At 68.5% G+C, this 20808-nt stretch carries 11 protein-coding genes and 1 tRNA gene; 9 read left to right on the top strand and 3 right to left on the bottom strand.

What is annotated here, in order from left to right; genetic code table 11:
• Positions 1-45: 45 nt before the first annotated feature.
• Positions 46-3150 carry a TonB-dependent receptor gene (locus K8940_RS06650; RefSeq protein WP_223393987.1) on the top strand — a complete coding sequence of 1035 codons (3105 nt, stop codon included), beginning with the start codon at positions 46-48 and terminating at the stop codon, positions 3148-3150.
• A gap of 63 nt (positions 3151-3213) precedes the next feature.
• Here the strand turns inward: K8940_RS06650 and K8940_RS06645 are convergent, their stop codons facing one another.
• Positions 3214-3552: an Hpt domain-containing protein gene (locus K8940_RS06645; protein WP_223393985.1), complete on the bottom strand. Its 339-nt coding sequence runs from the start codon at positions 3550-3552 to the stop codon at positions 3214-3216.
• A gap of 84 nt (positions 3553-3636) precedes the next feature.
• On the opposite strand from K8940_RS06645, the gene K8940_RS06640 reads away from it, so the two are divergent.
• From K8940_RS06640 to K8940_RS06605, 8 genes are all read left to right on the top strand, one after another.
• Positions 3637-3712: transfer RNA gene (locus tag K8940_RS06640), tRNA-Lys, on the top strand.
• Between the two features lie 276 nt (positions 3713-3988).
• A complete protein-coding gene (locus K8940_RS06635) occupies positions 3989-5254 on the top strand; it encodes an MdtA/MuxA family multidrug efflux RND transporter periplasmic adaptor subunit (protein ID WP_223393983.1) in 1266 nt (421 codons plus the stop codon).
• A gap of 15 nt (positions 5255-5269) precedes the next feature.
• A complete protein-coding gene (locus K8940_RS06630; RefSeq protein WP_223393981.1) occupies positions 5270-8401 on the top strand; it encodes a multidrug efflux RND transporter permease subunit in 3132 nt (1043 codons plus the stop codon).
• Positions 8398-11601 (top strand): efflux RND transporter permease subunit, encoded by a 3204-nt coding sequence (locus tag K8940_RS06625; protein ID WP_223393979.1) that lies wholly within the window; start codon positions 8398-8400, stop codon positions 11599-11601. The genes K8940_RS06630 and K8940_RS06625 overlap by 4 nt, the downstream gene beginning before the upstream one ends.
• Positions 11598-13028: an efflux transporter outer membrane subunit gene (locus K8940_RS06620; RefSeq protein WP_223393977.1), complete on the top strand. Its 1431-nt coding sequence runs from the start codon at positions 11598-11600 to the stop codon at positions 13026-13028. The genes K8940_RS06625 and K8940_RS06620 overlap by 4 nt, the downstream gene beginning before the upstream one ends.
• A 65-nt stretch (positions 13029-13093) precedes the next feature.
• Complete coding sequence (pcaF, locus tag K8940_RS06615; RefSeq protein ID WP_223393975.1) at positions 13094-14293, top strand: 3-oxoadipyl-CoA thiolase; 1200 nt, start codon at positions 13094-13096, stop codon at positions 14291-14293.
• Positions 14293-15456 carry an acyl-CoA dehydrogenase family protein gene (locus tag K8940_RS06610; RefSeq protein WP_223393973.1) on the top strand — a complete coding sequence of 388 codons (1164 nt, stop codon included), beginning with the start codon at positions 14293-14295 and terminating at the stop codon, positions 15454-15456. The genes pcaF and K8940_RS06610 overlap by 1 nt, the downstream gene beginning before the upstream one ends.
• Positions 15456-16256, top strand: coding sequence for a hypothetical protein (locus K8940_RS06605; RefSeq protein ID WP_223393971.1), 801 nt, complete (start codon positions 15456-15458; stop codon positions 16254-16256). Before K8940_RS06610 ends, K8940_RS06605 begins: the two co-directional genes overlap by 1 nt.
• 7 nt (positions 16257-16263) lie before the next feature.
• Here the strand turns inward: K8940_RS06605 and K8940_RS06600 are convergent, their stop codons facing one another.
• Together K8940_RS06600 and K8940_RS06595 are read right to left on the bottom strand one after the other, a co-directional pair.
• Complete coding sequence (locus tag K8940_RS06600; RefSeq protein WP_223395787.1) at positions 16264-18699, bottom strand: FkbM family methyltransferase; 2436 nt, start codon at positions 18697-18699, stop codon at positions 16264-16266.
• The gene (locus tag K8940_RS06595; protein WP_223393969.1) at positions 18678-20696 is read right to left on the bottom strand and encodes an N-acetylglucosamine transferase; all 2019 of its coding nucleotides are present in this window, start codon (positions 20694-20696) and stop codon (positions 18678-18680) included. The genes K8940_RS06600 and K8940_RS06595 overlap by 22 nt, the downstream gene beginning before the upstream one ends.
• Positions 20697-20808: the final 112 nt, after the last annotated feature.

The raw sequence follows: 20808 nt of genomic DNA, 5'->3' as shown, positions 1-20808 counted from the left end.
GTCACCCCAAGGGCGCCAAGTCAGTGCGCCGGGGGAGGCACTCTCATGATCCATGCACGCACCACCTTTGCTCTTCGCGCCGCCTTGATGGCGTCCTGCGCGGCCCTGGCCGTCGGCTCGGCCGCCCACGCCCGTCAGGCCGCGCCCGCACCGACGGAGCAAAAGCCCGAGACGGAGACCGTCGAAGCCGTTGTTGTCACCGGTTTCCGCCAGGCCTACGCCAACGCCATCGCCACCAAGCGCGAGACGCTGGAGATCTCGGACGGCATCTCCTCGGACGGCCTGGGCCGCTTCCCCGACTTGAACGTGGGTGAAGCCATCCAACGGATCCCCGGCGTGCAGATCAATCGCGAGGCCGACAGCCGCAACGCCACGATCAGCCTGCGCGGCCTGCCGGGCACCTTCGCCCGCACCACCCTGAACGGCGGCGCGTTCGCCGATCCGATCCTGAACGGCTCGACCCCGCTAGGCGCGTTCAACTCCGACATTTTCACGGCGATCAACGTCATCAAGTCGCCGTCCGCCTCGAACCTGGCCGGCGGCCTGTCGGGCAATATCGACCTGCGCATCAACCCGGCCCTGGCGCGTAAGGACGGCGGCTTCGCCAAGCTGTCCTACGAGTACAACGAGCTGGGCGACCTGGGCAGCCCGCTCGCCTCGATCGGCTACAACAAGCACCTGACCGACGACTTCGCTGTGTTCGGCGTCGTGGCCTGGAAGGACGAGAAGTTCCGCCGCGACTCGATCACCGTGAACTCGTGGGCCAACAAGCTGGGCTCGATCCAGGTCGGCAACCAGGCCACGCCGGGCAACAACCCGACCTACGACGCGCTGATCGCCAAGTATCCGGGCGGCGTCTACTACCCCAGCCAGACCCGCCAGCTGGTCAAGTTCAACCGCGGCACGACCCTGTCGGCCGCGACCGGCTTCGAGTGGCGGATCAACGACGAATGGAAGTTCGGGGCCAACGGCTTCATCACCAAGCGCAAGCTGGATGAGGCCACCAACAACCTGCTCTATATCGACGCCGGCGGCGGCCAGGGCACGAACACCGCCCTGACGGCGACCTCGGCCGTGGCCGTGATCAGCGACATCGGCACGCCCTACATCGTCAAGACCCCGAACGGCGACCGCGCCTACATCAACAAGTTCTCGGCCGCCAACATCAACACGTTCGACTCGATCCGCTCCGAGCCGGCGACGAACCAGACCTGGGCCATCAACCCGACCCTGGAATTCAAGAACGACACGTGGAAGGCCACGGCCAATCTGACCGTCTCGCGCGCCAAGGCCCAGGCCAACCAGATCGAGCTGGACGTCGTCCAGAACCCCTACCGCAACCTCGGTTCGGCCGGGCTGAACGGCATCACCACCTCGGTGAACCTGGGCGGCTCGGACCTGTCGAACTACACGGCGATCCTCAACACGCCGCACGCCACCCACCTGCCCTCGGGCGGCTTCGTGATCCCGGCCACCGCCACCGCCGCGACCCAGGCCGGCGCCGTCATGCCCGGCCAGGCCGCGACCGTCGCCGCCGACCGCTTCGGCGTCACAGGCACCAACGGCAAAGCCGACAACGTGCTGGACGCGTTCCAGCTGGACTTCGACCGCGCGCTGGACGGCGGGTTCGTCACAAACCTGACGTTCGGCGGCCGCGCCGAGCACAACAAGTTCACCTCCAGCGGCTCGCGCAACACCGCCTTGGGCGCCAACACCCAGAACATCACGCCGGACATGGCCTCGCAGCTGTCGTACGCCCGTGACTTCTTCGGCGGCCAGGCGGCCGGCGCCACGTCGAACTGGATGAACGTCGACATCGCCCGAGTGCTGAAGGCGATCACGCCGGTCAACACCAACCTGCGCACGCCGCTCAATCCGAATGGCCTGCCAGACCAGTTCCTGCTGGGCGCGCCTGGCGTGTTCCTGACCCCGTACGGCGTCGTCAACAACTACACGGACGGCAACTACTGGAACAACAACTTCAGCAACCAGAACGACGTCTTCTCTGCGTATCTGGCGGCCAAGTTCAAGACCGAGCTGCTGGGCGTGCCCGTGCGCGGCACGGTGGGGACGCGCTACGAGTATACCGAGCAGAAGATCGTCGCCCTGAACTGTAAGAACTGCACCACGGCGCTGTCGAACCAGGCCGGCGCGGTCAACCACACGCTGACGACCTCGACCCGCAAGAACGACTTCGACTACTGGCTGCCCTCGGCGATCGTGGTGGCCGACCTGCGCGACGACCTGGTGTTCCGCGCCGCCGCCTACCGCACCTATGTCCGCCCGCAGCCGCGCGACAACGTGCCGACCACCTTCGTGCAGGTCCCCGTCGACGTGAACCCGCCGACTGACCCCGTCTACACCGTCACGCTGGGCGCTACGGACATCAAACCCTACACGTCGGACTCCTATGACGCGTCGCTGGAGTGGTACAATCGTCCGGGCGGCCTGATCTCGATCGCGGCCTACCGCAAGGAGATCAAGGGCTATATCGGCCCGATCACCGACCAGTCGGTCCTCTGCCCGTCCAGCGGCAAGATCGACGGGATCGACGTCGACCTCGGCACGCTGAGCATCGACAACTCGGCCGGCACACCGCGTTGCGTCAGCTCGAACAAGTTCGTCGGCGCTGGCGGCGTCCTCAAGAACGCCCAGGTCAACATCAGCGGCAAGACCAACCAGAACCCGATGACCGTCACTGGCTTCGAGTTCAATATCCAGCAGAACCTGGATTTCCTGCCGGGCTTCTGGAAGAACTTCGGCGGCGCGTTCAACTATTCGTATACGAAGATCGACGGCAAGGACACAGCGGGCAACAAGATCACCCTGCCCAGCGTGTCGAAGAACAACCTCAACCTCATCGGCTACTACGAAGCCAAGAAGTGGGGCGTTCGCCTGGTCTACAACTGGCGCGACAAGTACGACCTGGCCGCCGGCAACTCGTTCGTCGGCGACGCCCGGACGGTCAAGGCCCGCAGCCAGCTGGACGCCTCGGCCTCGTACCAGATCACCGAAAGTCTGACGGTCTCGGCCGACGCCTTCAACCTGACCGACGCGACCCGTTCGGAATACGAGAACGACCCGATGCTGCCCCGCCGCATCGACTACGACGGCCGCACCTATCAGCTGACCCTGCGCGCGAAGTTCTAGGGCTTCACGCTCCCCCTCTCCTCCTCATGGGGCCGAAGTTCGCTTCGGCCCCTCTTTTTGAGCTCAGCCTTTCAGCGACCGAAGGGCCTGTTCGTGGGCGTAGGCGGCGATGTCCAGCAGCGCGGCGTCCAGGGCGGTCTTGACCGCGTCCAGCCCCTCCTCCCCCGCTTCGCAGCGCTCGCAGACCTCGCCCAGCGGAAAGGCCCCCACGCCGCGCGCGGCACCCTTCACAGTATGAACCGCGTCCTTCCAGCCGGGATGGGTGGGATCCAGCATCGGCGTCCACAGCGCGGCCTGTTCGCGAAACAGCGCCAACACCTCGTCGATCACCCCGGAATCTCCCGCCGCGAACCCTTCCAGGTAAGCGAAATCCACGGCTCCGCTAATATCTCGTCTGGCCATGAAAAAAGCTCTTGCGCTGCCAAAATCATTGCGTATGTTCCGCGCCTCGCCGCCGGGGCTCGCAAGTGCTTCGGAACCGCGAATGGGTGTATAGCTCAGTTGGTAGAGCAGCTGACTCTTAATCAGCGGGTCGTAGGTTCGAATCCTACTACACCCACCATTCTCTCGAAAATTCAGTAGGTTGGATGAAGCCGCGCAAGCGGCCGAAACCGCCTGCGCGTCGTGATCGGCGCGCCTTTCCGCCCACGAAAAGACGGCTTTCCGACACGCAAGCGGAGCCATATCGCGGCGAGATCATTTCAGCTCTGAAAACCGGCGCACACGATCGGCCTCTACGGGTCGGAGGACCGTCAGCTTAACCCGACGGCTTTTCCAGGGGCGGCCTGTCGCCGCCCGCTCACGCCGCGCCCGGTCGCGGCCCGCTCGAAGGCTGACGATGACTGACTTTCACGCCCCGCGTACGCCCCCGCGCCGCCGGACGCTGATCCTCGGCGGACTGATCGCCATCCTCGCGCTGGTCGGCGTCGTCTGGCTGGCCTGGGCGCTGCTGCATGGCGACACGAAGAGCGCAGCCGGCGACATGGGCGGCCCCGGCGGTCCCGGAGGCCCGGGCGGCGGCGGGCGGCGTGGTCCGGCGAGCACCGTGGCGGTGGCCACGGCGACAGCCACCGACCTGCCGATCATCATCGAGGCCCTGGGCACGGTGAAGCCGGCCGCGACGGTCACGGTGCGCCCCCAAGTCTCGGGCGTGATCACCGAGGTGATGTTCCGCGAGGGCCAGACAGTCCAGCGCGGCCAGCCCCTGGTCCAGATCGATCCCCGTCCCTACCAGATGGCCTTGCTGCAGGCGCAGGGGAACCAGACGCGCGATGAGGCTCAGCTCGCCGCCGCGCGCCTGACCCTGACCCGCTACCAGACCCTGCTGGCCCAGGACTCGATCGCCCGCCAGGAGGTCGACACCCAGGCCGCCACGGTCAAGCAGCTGGAAGGCACGGTGATGGCCGACCGCGCCGCCGTCGGCACCGCGCGCCTGAACCTCGGCTTCGCCCGCATCACCGCGCCGGTCTCGGGCCGCGTGGGCCTGCGCGTCGTCGATGTCGGCAACTATATCGGCGCGGGCGACACCAACGGCGTGGCGGTGATCACCACTCTCTCGCCGATCGACGTGGAGTTCACGGTCCCACAGGATGACGTGCCGCGCATCGCCGCCCGCCAGGGCCGCGCCAACGTCCCGGTCACCGCGCTGGACCGCACCCGCGCCCAGACCCTGGACCGCGGCAGCTTCTCGACCCTGGATAACCTGGTCGACACCGGCACCGGCACCGTGAAGGCCAAGGCCCGCTTCCCAAACACCGGCGCCGCCCTGTTCCCCAGCCAGTTCGTCAATGTCCGCATGGAGCTGGACACCATCAAGGGCGCGATCGTCGTGCCCGCCACCGCCGTGCGCCAGAGCAGCGACGGCTCCTTCGTCTGGCTGCTGAACAGCGACCAGACGGTCAAGAAGACTTCGGTGAAGACCGGCCAGGCCACCGGCGTCCAGGTGCAGGTCACGCAAGGCCTCAAGGCCGGCGACAAGGTCATCACCGAGGGCGGCGACCGCCTGCGCGACGGCGGCAAGGTCCAGTTGCCCGGCGCCAAGCCGGCGGGGCAAGGCAAGGGCGACGGCAAGGCCCGTCGCCAGCGCCAGCAGCGTCCGGAATAGTCGGGCCCAGCCGCGATGAACCCCTCGCGTCCCTTCATCCAGAGGCCGGTCGCCACGGCCCTGTTCATGGCCGCCATCGTCCTGGCGGGCCTGGTCGGCTTCCGGCTGCTGCCGCTGTCGGCCCTGCCCCAGGTCGACTACCCCACGATCCAGGTCCAGACCCTCTATCCGGGCGCCAGTCCCGAGGTGATGAGCCAGACCGTCACCGCTCCGCTGGAACGCCAGCTGGGCGAGATGTCGGGCCTGTCGCGGATGAGCTCGGTCAGCACGGCCGGCGCCTCGGTGATCACCCTGCAGTTCGATCTGGGCGAGACCCTGGACGTCGCCGAGCAGGAGGTGCAGGCCGCCATCAACGCCAGCAACTCCCTGCTGCCGGCCGACCTGCCCGCTCCGCCGGTCTACGCCAAGGTCAACCCGGCCGACGCGCCGGTCCTGACCCTGGCCATCACCTCCGACACCCTGCCGCTGACCGAGGTGCAGAACCTGGTCAACACGCGCCTGGCCCAGAAGATCAGCCAGGTTTCCGGCGTCGGCCTCGTGTCGCTGTCGGGCGGGCAGCGCCCGGCCATGCGCATCCAGGCCGACACCCAGGCGATGTCCAGCTACGGCCTGACCCTGTCGGACGTGCAGACGGCGATCAGCAACAGCAACGCCAACAGCGCCAAGGGCAGCTTCGACGGTCCCACCCGCAGCTACACGATCAACGCCAATGACCAGCTGCTGAGCGTCAACGACTACAAGAACCTGATCGTCACCTACAAGGACGGCGCCCCGGTCCGCCTGAGCGACATCGCCCAGGTCGTGCAGAGCGCCGAGAACACCCGTCTGGGCGCCTGGGCCAACAAGACCCCGGCCATCATCGTCAACGTCCAGCGCCAGCCCGGCGCCAACGTCATCAAGACCGTCGACGCCATCAAGGCCAAGCTGCCCGAGCTGCAGGCCGGCCTTCCGGCCACTCTGGACGTCAAGGTCCTGGCCGACCGCACCACCGGCATCCGCGCCTCGGTGCACCACGTCGAGATCGAGCTCCTGCTGGCCGTGGTGCTGGTGGTGCTGGTGATCTTCTTCTTCCTGCACAGCCTGCGCGCCACGGTGATCGCCAGCCTGGCCGTGCCGATCTCGCTGATCGGCTCGTGCGGGGTGATGTACCTGCTGGACTTCTCGCTGAACAATCTGAGCCTGATGGCCCTGACCATCGCGACCGGCTTCGTCGTCGACGACGCCATCGTCATGATCGAGAACATCAGCCGCCATCTCGAGCGCGGCGAAAAACCCATGGAAGCGGCGCTGAAGGGGGCGAAGGAGATCGGCTTCACGATCATCTCGCTGACCATCTCGCTGATCGCGGTGCTGATCCCGCTGCTGTTCATGGGCGACGTGGTCGGCCGCCTGTTCCGCGAGTTCGCCATCAGCCTGGCCATCACCATCCTGATCTCGGCCGTGGTCTCCCTCACCCTGACGCCGATGCTGTCGGCCCGCTGGCTGAAGCCGCACGAGGGCGAGGACGCCAAGGGCGTCGGCAAGAAGGCTCAGGACCTGTTCGAGAAGGTCGAGGCTCGCTACGAGCGCGCCCTGGCCTGGGTGCTGGAGCGCCAGACCGCGACCCTGGTCGTGGCCGTCGCCACCCTGGCTCTGACCGGCCTGCTGTACTTGGTGATCCCCAAGGGCCTGTTCCCGACCCAGGACACCGGCCAGCTGCAGGCCCGCACCGAGATGGCCCAGTCGGTCAGCTACGACCGCATGGCCGACCTGCAGCAACGGGCGGCCGAGGCGATCCTGGACGACCCGGCCGTCGAGAACGTCGCTTCGTTCATCGGGGTCGACGGCGCCAACAACGCCATGCTCCACACCGGCCAGATGCAGATCAACCTGAAGGCCGACCGCTCGGGTTCGCAGGACAAGATCATGCAGCGGCTGCGCGAGCGCGTGGCCAACGTCCCGGGCGTGACCCTCTATCTCCAGCCCACCCAGGACCTGACCATCGACGCCGAGACGGGACCCACCCAGTACCGCCTGTCGCTGGAAGGCGCCGACACCGCCACGATCAAGGAATGGGCCGGCAAGCTGACCGCCCAGCTGGCCAAGGTCAAAGCGGTCCGCAACGTCTATTCCGACGCCTCGGCGACCGGCCAGGCGGCCTATGTCGACATCGACCGCGACACCGCCGCGCGCCTGTCGATCACGGCTTCCGACGTCGACGACGCGTTGTACAGCGCCTTCGGCCAGCGGATCGTCTCGACCATCTTCACCGAGACCAACCAGTACCGCGTCATCCTGGAGGCCAAGCCGGGCGTCCTGACCGACCCGACCACCCTGGGCAACCTGAACCTCAAGACCGGCGGCGGCTCGCCCGCCCCGCTGGCGGCCTTCTCGACCATCAAGACCCAGCAGTCGCCGCTGCAGGTCACCCACGTCGCCCAGTTCCCGGCCACCACGATCGGCTTCGACACCGCGCCGGGCGTCTCGCTGGGCCACGCGGTCGACGAGGTGCGCAAGACCATGAAGGCGATCGATATGCCGGCCTCGGTGACCACCACCTACCTGGGCGCGGCGGGGGCCTATCAGAACTCGCTGTCCAACCAGCTGTGGCTGATCCTGGCGGCCGTGGTCTGCGTCTACATCGTGCTGGGCGTGCTCTACGAGAGCTACATCCACCCGCTGACCATCCTGTCGACCCTGCCCTCGGCCGGGGTCGGGGCGCTGCTGGCCCTGTGGATCACCGGCAACGACCTGGGCGTCATCGGGATCATCGGCATCATCCTCTTGATCGGCATCGTCAAGAAGAACGCGATCATGATGATCGACTTCGCGATCGACGCCGAGCGCGAGCAGGGCAAGAGCCCTCGGGACGCGATCTTCCAGGCGGCCATTCTGCGCTTCCGGCCGATCCTGATGACCACCCTGGCGGCCCTGTTCGCGGCCGTGCCGCTGATGCTGGGCTTCGGCGAAGGCGCCGAGCTGCGTCGTCCGCTGGGCATCGCCATCTTCGGCGGCCTGCTGCTGAGCCAGCTGCTGACCATGTTCACGACCCCGGTCGTCTACCTGGCCTTCGACCGCCTGGCCCCGGCCGCGCGCCACAGGCGGACCAACGAGGAACCGCACGCCGACCGCGTCGATCCGGATCCGATCCCGGGGGCGCCGTCGTGAACCTGTCGGGTCCCTTCATCCGGCGGCCGGTCGCCACGGTCCTGCTGACCATCGGCCTGGCCTTGGCCGGCGTCTTCGCCTTCTTCGTGCTGCCGGTCTCGCCCCTGCCGCAGGTGGACTATCCAACCATCTCGGTGTCGGCCAGCCTGTCGGGGGCCAGCCCCGAGACCATGGCCTCCAGTGTCGCCACGCCGCTGGAGCGCCGGCTGGGCGTGATCTCCGGCGTCAACGAGATGACCTCGCAGAGCTCCAGCGGCTCGACCCGGGTCACCCTGCAGTTCGACCTGAACCGCAAGATCGACGGCGCCGCACGCGAGGTGCAGGCGGCGATCAACGCCGCCCGCGCCGATCTCCCGGCCACGCTGCGCAGCAACCCGACCTATCGCAAGATGAACCCGTCGGACGCGCCGGTGATCATCCTGGCCCTGACCTCCGACACCAAGACTCCCGGCCAGATCTATGACGCGGTGTCGAACGTCGTCGCCCAGCGCATCGCCCAGGTGAACGGCGTCGGCGACGTCGAGATCGGCGGCGGCTCGCTGCCGGCGGTGCGGATCTCGGCCAACCCGTTCCTGCTGAACAAGTACGGCGTCAGCATGGAAGACGTCCGCGCCGCCATCCAGTCGGCCAACGCCAACCGCCCCAAGGGCGCGCTGGAGGGCAGCGGCCAGCGCTATCAGATCTACACCAGCGGCGCGGGCCGCAAGGCCGCCGACTACGCCGGCCTGATCGTGGCCTGGCGTGGCGACGCCGGCATCAAGCTGTCCGACGTCGCCGAGGTCACCGACAGCGTCGCCGACACCCGCACCCTGGGTCTGTTCAACGGCAAGCCGGCGATCATCGTGCTGATCACCCGCCAGCCCGGCGCCAACATCATCCAGACCGTCGACAGCGTCCGCGCCGCCCTGCCCGAGCTGCGCGCGCAGCTGCCCGGCGACATCAACGTCCAGGTGGCCAGCGACAGCACCAACTCGATCCGCGCCTCGCTGCACGAGATCGAGATCACCCTGCTGATCACCATCGTGCTGGTGGTGCTGGTGGTCAGCGCCTTCCTGCGCAGCGCCCGGGCGACCTTCATCCCGGCGACGGCGACGATCATCTCGCTGCTGGGCACGTTCGGCGTGATGTACCTGATGGGCTTCTCGCTGAACAACCTCAGCCTGATGGCCATCACCGTGGCCACCGGCTTCGTGGTCGACGACGCCATCGTTGTGCTGGAGAACACCCAGCGCCACATCGAAAAGGGCATGGACCGCTTCCAGGCCGCCCTGCTGGGCGCGCGGGAGGTCGGCTTCACTGTGCTGTCGATCAGCATCTCGCTGGTCGCGGTGTTCATCCCGTTGCTGTTCATGGGCGGCCAGGTCGGGCGGCTGTTCCGCGAGTTCGCCGTCACCCTGTCGGCGGCGGTGATGATCTCGCTGGTCATCTCCCTGACCACCACGCCGATGATGTGCGCCTATCTGCTGCGTCCCGAGCGCAAGGAGAAGGAGGGGCGCGTCGCCCGGTTCTTCGAGCGCGCCTTCACCTTCGTCCACCGGATGTACGAGCACAGCCTGGACTGGGCGCTGGCGGCCAAGCCGCTGGTGATCCTGATCCTGGTCGCCGTCATCGCCATGACCGCCTGGCTCTATATCGCCGTCCCCAAGGGCTTCTTCCCTCAGCAGGACAGCGGGCAGTTGATGGCCGGCATCCGCGCCGACCAGAGCGTCTCGTCCCAGGCCATGCAGCAGAAGCTCCGGTCCGTGGTCGACATCATCCGCAAGGACCCCGCGGTCGACACCGTGGTCGGCTTCACCGGCGGCAATCGCGCCGGCGGCGGCTTCATGTTCGTCAACCTCAAGCCCGTCGGCGAGCGCAAGGAGAAGGGCTCGGCCGTCATCGCTCGCCTGCGCCCGAAACTGCAGAAGGTGACGGGGGTGTCGATCTTCCTGAACCCCGTGCAGGACTTGCGCATGGGCGGCCGATCCAGCAACTCGACCTACCAGTACACCCTGACCAGCGATAACAGCGCCGACCTCAAGGCATGGTCCGCCAAGCTGGCCGAGGCGATGAAGGCGCACGACGACGTGCTGACCGACGTCGACTCCGACCAGCAGGAAAACGGCGTCGAGACCCTGGTCACCATCGACCGCGATAGCGCCTCCCGCCTGGGCGTCACGCCCCGGGCCGTCGACAATGCGCTCTACAACGCCTTTGGCCAGCGTCAGGTCGCGACGATCTACGAGGACGTCAACCAGTACGCCGTGATCCTGGAATGGCAGCAGAAGTTCGCCCAGGGTCCCGAGGCGCTGAACGACGTCTATGTGCCGACCACGTCGACCAGCTCGACGACGACCGAGACCACGTCCAGCACGACCAGCGTCAATCCGGCCTTGCGGGACGCCTCGACCGGCTCGGCCCTCAACACCTCGGCCACGGCCATGGCGCCCTTGCCGACCATCGCCAGCGTCGCCCAGAACGCCACCCCGACATCGGTCAACCACCAGAACGGCGAGCTGGCCACGACGGTCTCGTTCAACCTGGTCGACGGCAAGACCCTGGCCGACGCCCGCGCCGCGGTGACCCAGGCCGAGGCCGAGATCGGCATGCCGACCACCGTGCGCGGCAGTTTCCAAGGCCAGGCCCGCCAGGCCGCCGAACAGAACAACCAGCAGCCCTTGCTGATCCTGGCCGCCATCGTGGCGATCTACATCGTGCTGGGCATTCTCTACGAGAGCTACGTCCACCCGATCACGGTGCTGTCCACCCTGCCCGCCGCCGGCGTCGGGGCGGTGATCGCCCTGCTGATCTTCAAGATGGAGTTCTCGATCATCGCCCTGATCGGGGTCTTCCTGCTGTTGGGCATCGTCAAGAAGAACGCCATCCTGATCATCGACTTCGCCCTGGACGCCCAGCGCAGCCGGGGCCTGTCCGCCCAGGAAGCGGCCCGCGAGGCCAGCTTGCTGCGCTTCCGCCCGATCCTGATGACCACCCTGGCCGCCGCCTTGGGCGCCCTGCCCCTGGCCATCGGCTTTGGCGAGGGCGCCGAGCTGCGCCGCCCGCTGGGCGTGGCCATCATCGGCGGCCTGATCGCCAGCCAGCTCCTGACCCTGATCACCACCCCCGTGGTCTATGTCTATCTCGACCGTCTGCGCGGCAAGGCGCGCGACAAGGACGAGCGGCATCTGGCCCACCACCCGACGACGCCGGAACCCGCATGATGTTCGCCCGCCAAACTCGCCTGATCGGTGCCGCCTCCCTGCTCGTCCTGCTCGGCGCGTGTTCGCTGACGCCGGCCTACGAGACCCCCGCCCTGAAGTCCGCCCCGCCAGCCCAGTTCAAGGCCCTGGAAGGCTGGAAGACCGCCACGCCGTCCGACCACCTCGATCGCGGCGACTGGTGGACGCTGCTGGGCGATCCGCAACTGAACGCCCTGGCCGAGCGGGTGAAGGTGGACAATCAGACCATCGCCGCCGCCGAGGCCGCCTATCGCCAGGCCCGCGCTCTGGTGCGCGAGCAGCGCTCCAGCTTGTTCCCGACCATCGACCTCTCGGGCTCGGGGACCAAGTCGGGCGGCGGCGGCACGAAGACGACGACCTCCGCTGGCGGCAGCACCAGCGCCGGCGACACCCAGCGCTATCAGGTCGGCATCGGCGCCAGCTGGGAGCCCGACGTCTGGGGCCGCATTCGCGCTGGGATCAGCGGGGCCAAAGCCTCGGCCGAGGCCAGCGAGGCCGATCTCGCCGCCGCCCGCCTTTCGTCGCAAGGCGAGCTGGCGACCAACTATCTGGGCCTGCGCCGCGCCGACGCCGAGATCGCCATGGTCCAGGCTACGGTCGAGGGCTACCAGCGCGCATTGCAGATCACCACCAACCGCTATAACGCCGCCATCGCGCCTAAGTCCGACGTGCTGCAGGCCCAGAGCCAGCTGGCCAACGCCCAGTCGACCCTGGAAGGCCTGGTTCAGGATCGCGCCGCCTTCGAGAACGCCATCGCCGTTCTGGTCGGTGAGCCAGCCAGCGGCTTCCGCCTGGCGGCCGACGCCGGCTGGAAGCCGGTCGTGCCGGAGATCCCGGTCGGCGTGCCCTCGGCCTTGCTGGAGCGCCGCCCGGACGTCGCCGCCGCCGAGCGCCGCGTGGCCGCCGCCAACACCGACATCGGCGTAGCCCGCGCCGCCTTCTTCCCGACCTTCAACCTCAGCGCCGATGGCAACTCGACGGCTAGCCGGCTGGGCGACCTGTTCGCGACCTCGGCCAACACCTGGTCGCTGGGCCTGAGCGCCGCCCAGACCCTGTTCGACGCCGGCGCCCGTCGGGCCCAGGTCGCCCAGAGCCGTGCGGCCTACGACCAGGCCGCCGCCAACTATCGCCTGACCGCCCTGCAGGCCTTCGAGGACGTCGAAAACCAGCTGACCGCCGCCCGCACCCTGGAGCGGCAGTACGCCCTGCAGCTGACCGCCTCCCAGGCCGCCGACCAGACCGAGCAGATGCTGCTGAACCAGTACAAGGCCGGCCAGGTCGCCTATACGGACGTGGTCACGGCCCAGGCCTCCGCCCTGTCGGCTCGACGCACCTTGGTGACGACGGCGGTCTCCCGTCAGACGACGGCGGTGGCCCTGGTCCAGGCCCTGGGCGGCGGCTGGCGCTGAAAACTTGTTGAGGCTCCGCCCCAGCGACTCTAACAGTCGTTTGAGCGCTAAATGGGAGCCTTCGCATGACGACCGCTTATCTGTGTGACGGGATCCGCACGCCCTTCGGACGGTATGGCGGGGCGCTGTCGAAGGTGCGGGCCGACGACTTGGCGGCGATTCCGCTGAGAGCCCTGGCGGCGCGCAACCCGGACCTGGATCTGGCGGCCATCGACGAGGTGGCGCTGGGCTGCGCCAACCAGGCCGGCGAAGACAATCGCAACGTCGCCCGCATGGCCCTGCTGCTGGCCGGCTGGCCGGTCGAGGTCCCGGGCGTCACCGTCAACCGCCTCTGCGCCTCGGGTCTGGAGGCCGTCGGCTACGCCGCTCGCGCCATCCTCTCCGGCCACAACGACCTGGTCATCGCCGGCGGCGTCGAGAGCATGAGCCGCGCCCCGTTCGTGATGGGCAAGGCCGACAGCGCCTTCTCACGCAACGCCGAGATCTTCGACACCACCATCGGCTGGCGGTTCGTCAATCCGGCCATGCGCAAGGCCTATGGCGTCGACTCCATGCCCGAGACGGCCGAGAACGTCGCCACGGACCATAGCGTCAGCCGCGAGGACCAGGACGCCTTCGCCCTGCGCAGCCAGCAGCGGGCGGCGGCCGCGCAGGCTAACGGCTTCCTGGCCGGCGAGATCACCCCGGTCGAGATTCCCGGCAAGGCCGGCCCGACGATCGTCGAGCGCGACGAGCATCCGCGCGAGACCACTCTTGAAGCCCTGGCCAAGCTGAAGCCCGTCGTCCGCGAGGGCGGCACGGTCACCGCCGGCAACGCCTCGGGCGTCAACGACGGCGCGGTGGCGCTGATCGTCGCCTCCGAAGAGGCTGTGAAGCGTCACGGCCTGACGCCGCGCGCGCGCATCACCGGCTACGCCACGGCGGGCGTCGCGCCGCGCGTGATGGGCATCGGCCCGGTCCCGGCGGTGCGCAAGCTGCTGGCCAAGACCGGCCTCTCGATCGGCGACTTCGATGCTGTCGAACTGAACGAGGCCTTCGCCGCTCAGGGCCTGGCGGTGCTGCGCCAACTGGGCCTGCCCGACGACGGCGCGCACGTGAATCCCAACGGCGGCGCCATCGCTCTCGGCCACCCGCTGGGCGCCTCGGGCGCGCGGCTGGTGCTGACCGCCCTGCGCCAGCTGGAGGCGACCGGCGGCAAGCGCGGCCTGGCCACCCTCTGCATCGGCGTCGGCCAGGGCGCGGCTCTGGCCTTCGAGCGCGTCTAGTGTCGACGGCCGATCCCGAGCTGATCGAAGCCCTGCGCCAGACGGTGCGGGCCCTGTGTCGCGACTTCCCGCCCGCCTACTGGCGCGCCCTGGATCGCGAGAAGGCCTATCCGACCGAGTTCGTGGCCGCCATGACCAAGGCCGGCCTGCTGGGCGTCCTGATCCCGGAAGAGTACGGCGGCGGCGGCTTGGGCCTCACGGCGGCGGCGGCGATCCTGGAGGAGGTCCACGCCAGCGGCGGCAACGCCGCGGCCCTGCACGCTCAGATGTACACCATGGGCACGGTCCTGCGGCACGGCTCGACGGCGCAGAAGGAGACCTGGCTGCCCAGGATCGCCGACGGCTCGATCCGCTTGCAGGCCTTCGGCGTGACGGAGCCCACGGCCGGCACCGACACCACATCGATCTCGACCTTCGCCCGCCGCGAGGGCGACACCTATGTCATCAACGGTCAGAAGGTCTGGACCAGCCGGGCCGAGCATTCCGACCTGATGGTCCTGCTGGCCCGCACCACGCCCAAGGACCAGGTCGCCCGCAAGGCCGACGGCCTGTCGGTGTTCCTGGTCGACATGCGCGAAGCGAAGGGACGAGGCCTGACGATCAGTCCGATCGCCACCATGCTGAACCACGCCACGACCGAGGTGTTCTTCGACAACCTGGTGATCCCCGCCGACAGCCTGATCGGCGAAGCGGGCAAGGGCTTCCGCTACATCCTGGACGGCATGAACGCCGAGCGGATCCTGATCGGGGCCGAGTGCCTGGGCGACGCCGCCTGGCTGATCGGCAAGGCGCGGGACTACGCCAACAGCCGCGTCGTGTTCGGTCGCCCGATCGGCCAGAACCAGGGCGTGCAGTTCCCGATCGCCCGCGCCTACGCCCAGGCCCACGCCGCGCGCCTGACGATCTATGACGCCGCCGCCCGCTACGATGCGGGCCAGCCGTGCGGCGAGCAGGCCAATATCGGCAAGATGCTGGCCTCGGAGGCCTCGTGGGCGGCGGCCGACATGTGCCTGCAGACCCATGGCGGCTTCGGCTTCGCCGAGGAGTACGACATCGAGCGCAAGTTCCGCGAGACGCGCCTCTACCAGGTGGCCCCGATCTCGACGAACCTGATCCTGGCCTACGTCGCCGAGCATGTGCTCGGCCTGCCCCGGTCGTACTGATGGACTGGGCCAAGGACTGGACGGGCCGGCGACGGCGGCGCGTGTCGGTCCTGGCGGCGTCGGATCTGGCGCGGCTGGCGGCGGTTCTGGACCGGCCCGGGCCGCCCGCCGAAGTCCCCCCCGCCTGGCATTGGGCGTGCCTGGCCGATGCGGTCTCGCGGGCGGACCTCGGTCCTGACGGTCACCCCAAGCGAGGCCTCTTCCTGCCGCCGATCGCGGCGCCCCGACGGATGTTCGCCGCTGCGGACATGACCTTCTTCGGTCCCTTGCGCACGGGCCTCGAGACCGAGCTGATCGAGACGATCGCCGCCATCGAGGAGAAGGCCGGCGCCAGCGGGCCCCTGACCTTCGTCACGCTCGACCGCGTCTTCAGCCAGGACGGCGAACCGCGCGTCAGCGAGCGCCAGACGATCGTCTACACCGCCGCCCCGCCCGCGCCGCGCGCACCGGACGAAGCCCCCGCACCGCCGGGCGACTGGAGCCGAGAAACACTGACCGATCCGGTCCTGCTGTTCGCCTTCTCCACCGCGACCTCGAACAGTCACCGCATCCACTACGACCAAGCCTATGCGACGGAGGTCGAGGGCTATCCCGGCCTCGTCGTCCACGGGCCGTTGATCGCCCTGCTGATGCTGGAGGCCATGCCCGCCCGGCCGCTCACGCGCTTTTCGTTCCGCGCGCTGAAGCCCGCCTTCGCCGGCGAGACGATCATGTCCAAGGGCCGCCTGGTCGACGGCGGCGCGGAACTGTGGGCGCAGAGCGGCGGCGACGTGCTGATGAAGGCGAAGGCCGCCTTCTAGCCGCCCCCTACTCCTCCAGCGTCGACGTATCGAACCCGTGGTACAGCGACAGGAAGCGGAACGGGTGGCCCGGGACGTACTCGCTGAACATCACGTTGTTGATGTCGCTGAAGGTGTCGAAGGTCCCGACCATCGCGCCGGGCGCGTGCAGCGCCAGGTGGTGGCGAGCCAGGTTAAGGGCTACCTGGTCGATCCAGCGGGTCACCGTCTCGCGCGACAATCGCTCGTCCAGATAGGCCCGTAGCCAGCGCAGCATCACCGAGGTGGCCGCCGTCGGGCGGGCCAGCAGCAGGTTGGCGGTGATGCGCGAGCCGGCCTGGATGTTGCGGTCATTCTCGTTGATCACGAGATCGGCGTCGGCCCACCGCTCCAGCAGGTCGGAGACGCCGCGTTGCAGCAGCAGGTCGATGTCCGACACGAAGACCGGCCGTTGCAGCGTATCCAGCAGGCCGTCCAAGCGCTGGAAGCGCACCGACTGGTAGTGGGCGACCGGGATTTCGATAAGACCCTTGGGCGGGGCCTCGTAGCACAGGGTCGTCACCGTCGAGGCGTCGAAGTGGTCGCCGGTGAAGATCACGCGCGGATCGTCGATCGCGACGGTCGCGGCGGCCTCGGCCAGGCGGTCGGCGCCGCCGATCACGTGGATCACCACCAGGAACGGCACATCGCTGTGCTTGATCACCGACAGGGCCAGCCAGCGCGCGTAGAGCTCGACGTAGCGCTCATCGGCGGCGGCGAAGAACACGACCTGGGCGCCCAGGGCGTCGGCGTGGGCCTTCAGCCCCTCGGCGTCGAGGGTCTGGCCGTCGCCGGTCAGGAAGGTCTGCGGACCGTCATCCGGCGCGGGCGGCGTCGGAGCGGCCACGTTGGACCCATGCAGCGCTTCCAGCACCACGCGATAGTGATTGATCCAGGCGTCCCATTCCTCGCCCGGGGACTCCATGTCCATACCCAGGGCCTCGGCCGTCAGGGTGTCGAACAGCGCCAGCCGCTCGGGCGTCACGGGTTCGCACAGGATCAGGCTGACGGCGTCGTGGTAGTACTTCATGCGCCCCAGCGCATGCAGGCCCGAGCGTGGATCGCGGGCAGTGGTGATGGCCTTGGCCAGCTCGGCGGCGATGTCCGGCTTGGGCGCTTCCGGCGCGGCGTCGCGCGGCGCGTCCGGCACGACGCCCTCGAAGAAGCGGCTCGTCATGGCCAGGGTCTCGGCGCGCCCCGGCAAGGCGCCCTCGCCCAGGACTTCGAAGCGCAGACCGCCCCGCCAGCCGACCTGCAGCTCGAAGCGCTGCTCGCCCTGCTCCCAGGCGGCCTCCTGCGGGAAGGTCAGATGCTCGATCATCGGCGACTTGAACGCCAGCGACAGCACGTCGCCGACGTGATCGACGCCCCAGCGGTGATGGGCGAAACCCCGGTGCGCGCCCTCGATCTTCAGGACCTCGAGATAGCGCGAGGGCGTGGTGATCCAGCCAGCCTCGGCGACCAGCGGCAGGCGCTCCAGCAGGGTCGAGGGCCGCGTCAGAGTCTGCAACACGTGCGGCGCGACCACGTAGTCGAAGCGCCCCTCGCGCGCCACGTGGGTCAGGATGGCGCGGTAGGTGTCCGGATCGGAGAGATCGCCGGCGAACGGCCCCGTCGCGCCGCCCAGGACGCCGTCGCACAGGTCCTCGGGCCAGCCCGACGGACCGCCCCCGATCAGCAATATCCGGCACGCCGGGTTCTGGGTCTTGCGCCAGCGCAGGTGGCCGACGATGCCCGTCAGATCGTTCAGGGCGGTCAGGCGGCCGAACTGCGAGGGCCGCGCGGCGCGGCGCTTGAACAGAAGGTCCATCTGCAGGACCGCGCCGTCGCGCAGATCATCGAAGCGATGGACGTCGGTGACGGCGGCCGGCGCGAAGCCCATGGCGCCCAGCTGCTTGAGCACCTCTTCGGCCCGCGGCGCCCCTTCGTTGAAATCGACGACCGAGATCTCGATCAGGATGTAGTCCGCCTGGCGCAGCACGGTCTCGCCGCCGCGCAGCACGTCCAGTTCCGAGCCCTGGGTGTCGATCTTCACGAAGTCGAAGCGGCGGCCGGCGAACAGATCGTCGAGGCGGACCTTGGACACCGTCCGTCGGAGCAGCTGCTCGTCGGTGAAATACTGCGAATTCTCGCGGTAGAGCGAGGCGCCGGTCGACTGCAGCCAGCCCTCGCTGAGAAACAGCTCAGCCTCGCCCGCCTCGTCCGAGGCCGCCACCATGTGCCGCTCGAACGGCAGCTGGCTCAGCGCGTCCTCACAGAATGGATTGGGCTCGATCAGCGTCGGGACACAGTCGGGGAACGCCTTCAGGAAGCCCCTGGTGAAGTCGCCGACGTTCGCGCCGATGTCGAGGACCGTGCGCGGCGCGTAGCCGTCCAGCTTCAGGGGCTCCAGCTGGTGGCGGTTCACGAAGCTCCACCCTCCCAGAGCCGGCCGTCGGCGGGGATGGCCTTGACGGTGTCTCGCCGGGCCAGTTGCTGGCGATAGAGCTCATGCAGGTCGGGTTCGGCCTGCATCTCGCGCTCGTCACGATCCAGCGACAGGCCGATCTCCATGTAGGCCGAAAGATTGGCCAGGTTCGGGCGCGGCCGGTGGCCCGCCTGATGTTCGGCGATCATCTCGCCGTAGAGCTCTTCCAGCTTGCCGGCCAGCAGGTCCATGTCGAACAGCACGCAGGTGTCGCGATTGGCCTCCAGCGTCGCGCGCAGGGCCTTGGCCTTCTCGCGGTCGACGCCGATCTCGACGGCCTTCTCGACATAGGCTTCGGCGCTGTCGACCACCAGCTCGGGCAACCCGGCGCTGCGCACCAGGCTGCCGCAGACACGCGAGGCGAAGCAGCGGCCCGACCAGGTCAGGACCGGCACGGCCATCCACAGCGCGTCCGACGCGGTGGTGTGGGCGCCGTAGGGGGTCGTGTCCAGGAACAGGTCCGCCAGGCGATAGCGCGCCAGGTGGTGGGAGTTCTGGAGCTTCTGGGCGAAGACCAGGCGCGTGCGATCGACGCCGCGCGCCTCGGCGGCCTCGCGCAGGCGGGCGTTGGTCTCCGGAACGCTGTCCAGCAGCCACAGCACGCTGCCTGGAGTGCGCTTCAGGATCTCCATCCAGCGGTCGAACACGTGCGGCGTGATCTTCTGCGGGCCGTTGAAGCAGCAGAACACGAAGGCGTCCTCGGGCAGGCCGACCTCGGTCCGCGTCGGATTGGTCTCCTCGACCTTCCGCCGGCTGTCATTGGGCTGGTAGCAAGGAATCCGGCGGACGGCCTCGGAGTAGTAGAGCTCCATCTCCGGCGGAATGACCCACGGATCGCCGATGATGTAGTGGTGGTAGTCGCTGCCCATCGAGCCCGGATAGCCCAGCCAATTGACCAGGATCGGGGCCGGGCGGCGGGCGAAGACGGCTGTACGGGCGTCGCGGGTGTGGCCGTTGACGTCGACCAGGATGTCGATGCCGTCGTCGACGATGCGCTGGACGGCCTCGTCGTCCGTCATCGGACGAATGTCGGTGAAGTGCTCGACCCCCGCGCGGATGCGGGTGTTCAGGCCGTCGCTGGACTCCGGCCCGCAGTAGTAGGCGAAGACCTCGACCTTGGACTTGTCGTGCACCTCGAACAGCTCGGCCATCAGGTAGCCGACGGCGTGGTCGCGCAGATCCGACGAGATGTAGCCGATGCGCGGCCGGCGGCCCGTCAAGTCGATCGGCGCATCGCGGCGGTCGGCGCGGACCTGTTCGGGCGTGGTCTTGGCTTCGCGCTCGATGAACCGGTTGGCGGCGGCCAGCTGCAGCAGCGGATCGTCGGTATAGGCGGCGATGGACAGCGGATTGACGCCCTCCAGCATCTTCTCGCGCGGCACGCGCTCGGTAGGCTGGACGGCGGGCCACTTGCATTGCGTCAGGCGATTGGCGACCAGCTGGCCGATCACGTCCATCGCGTTGGGATCGATGTCGGCGGCACGTTGCAGCGCCAGTTCGGCGCGCGCCGGCTGGTGCATGTCGCCCAGCAGACGCGCGATCTGCTTGAGGCAGGTGAAGGCATAGCCGACGCCCACGCCATTGATGACCACGGCGCGGTTGGCGCCGGCTTCCCAGGTGGCGACGGCCGGCTCATGCAGCCCCGCCCGCTCCTGCAGGCCGCCCAGATTGACGTAGGCCGGCATGAAATCGCCGTTCAGCGTGATCGCCTGCTCCAGCGAGGCGGCCGCGCCGGCGTTATCGCCCAGGACCGCCTGCAGGATCGAGCGATTGAACAAGGCCACGCACAGCTGGGGATGTTCGGCGTTGAAGCGGATCCACACCTTGTAGGCTTGGTCCGCCAGGGCGACCTGCCCTCCCCCGCTCAGGCTCGCAGCAAGGGTGATCACGTCGCCGAGCGGAGCCCCTTCGGCGGTCAGTTTGCTGAGCAGATCCAGCGTATCGACGTCGGCCATTGTCTTCCTGAAACCGATGGAGCGTTCGGCGAAGCAACGGACAGGCGCGCGCGGAAGCGGCGCGAGTCAGCGCAGCGCGATGATGGCATGAGGCTGGGTCCTCGACCAATGG

This window comes from Caulobacter segnis (assembly GCF_019931575.1).
Lineage (GTDB): Bacteria > Pseudomonadota > Alphaproteobacteria > Caulobacterales > Caulobacteraceae > Caulobacter > Caulobacter segnis_C.
This window is presented reverse-complemented; position numbering and strand designations above follow the sequence as displayed.

Excerpts from the sequence above, each read along its gene's own strand:
- K8940_RS06620 (WP_223393977.1), top strand. The coding sequence starts at position 11,598 with ATGATGTTCGCCCGCCAAACTCGCCTGATCGGTGCCGCCTCCCTGCTC.
- K8940_RS06635 (WP_223393983.1), top strand. The coding sequence starts at position 3,989 with ATGACTGACTTTCACGCCCCGCGTACGCCCCCGCGCCGCCGGACGCTG.
- K8940_RS06630 (WP_223393981.1), top strand. The coding sequence starts at position 5,270 with ATGAACCCCTCGCGTCCCTTCATCCAGAGGCCGGTCGCCACGGCCCTG.
- pcaF (WP_223393975.1), top strand. The coding sequence starts at position 13,094 with ATGACGACCGCTTATCTGTGTGACGGGATCCGCACGCCCTTCGGACGG.
- K8940_RS06645 (WP_223393985.1), bottom strand. The coding sequence starts at position 3,552 with ATGGCCAGACGAGATATTAGCGGAGCCGTGGATTTCGCTTACCTGGAA.
- K8940_RS06595 (WP_223393969.1), bottom strand. The coding sequence starts at position 20,696 with ATGGCCGACGTCGATACGCTGGATCTGCTCAGCAAACTGACCGCCGAA.
- K8940_RS06650 (WP_223393987.1), top strand. The coding sequence starts at position 46 with ATGATCCATGCACGCACCACCTTTGCTCTTCGCGCCGCCTTGATGGCG.
- K8940_RS06605 (WP_223393971.1), top strand. The coding sequence starts at position 15,456 with ATGGACTGGGCCAAGGACTGGACGGGCCGGCGACGGCGGCGCGTGTCG.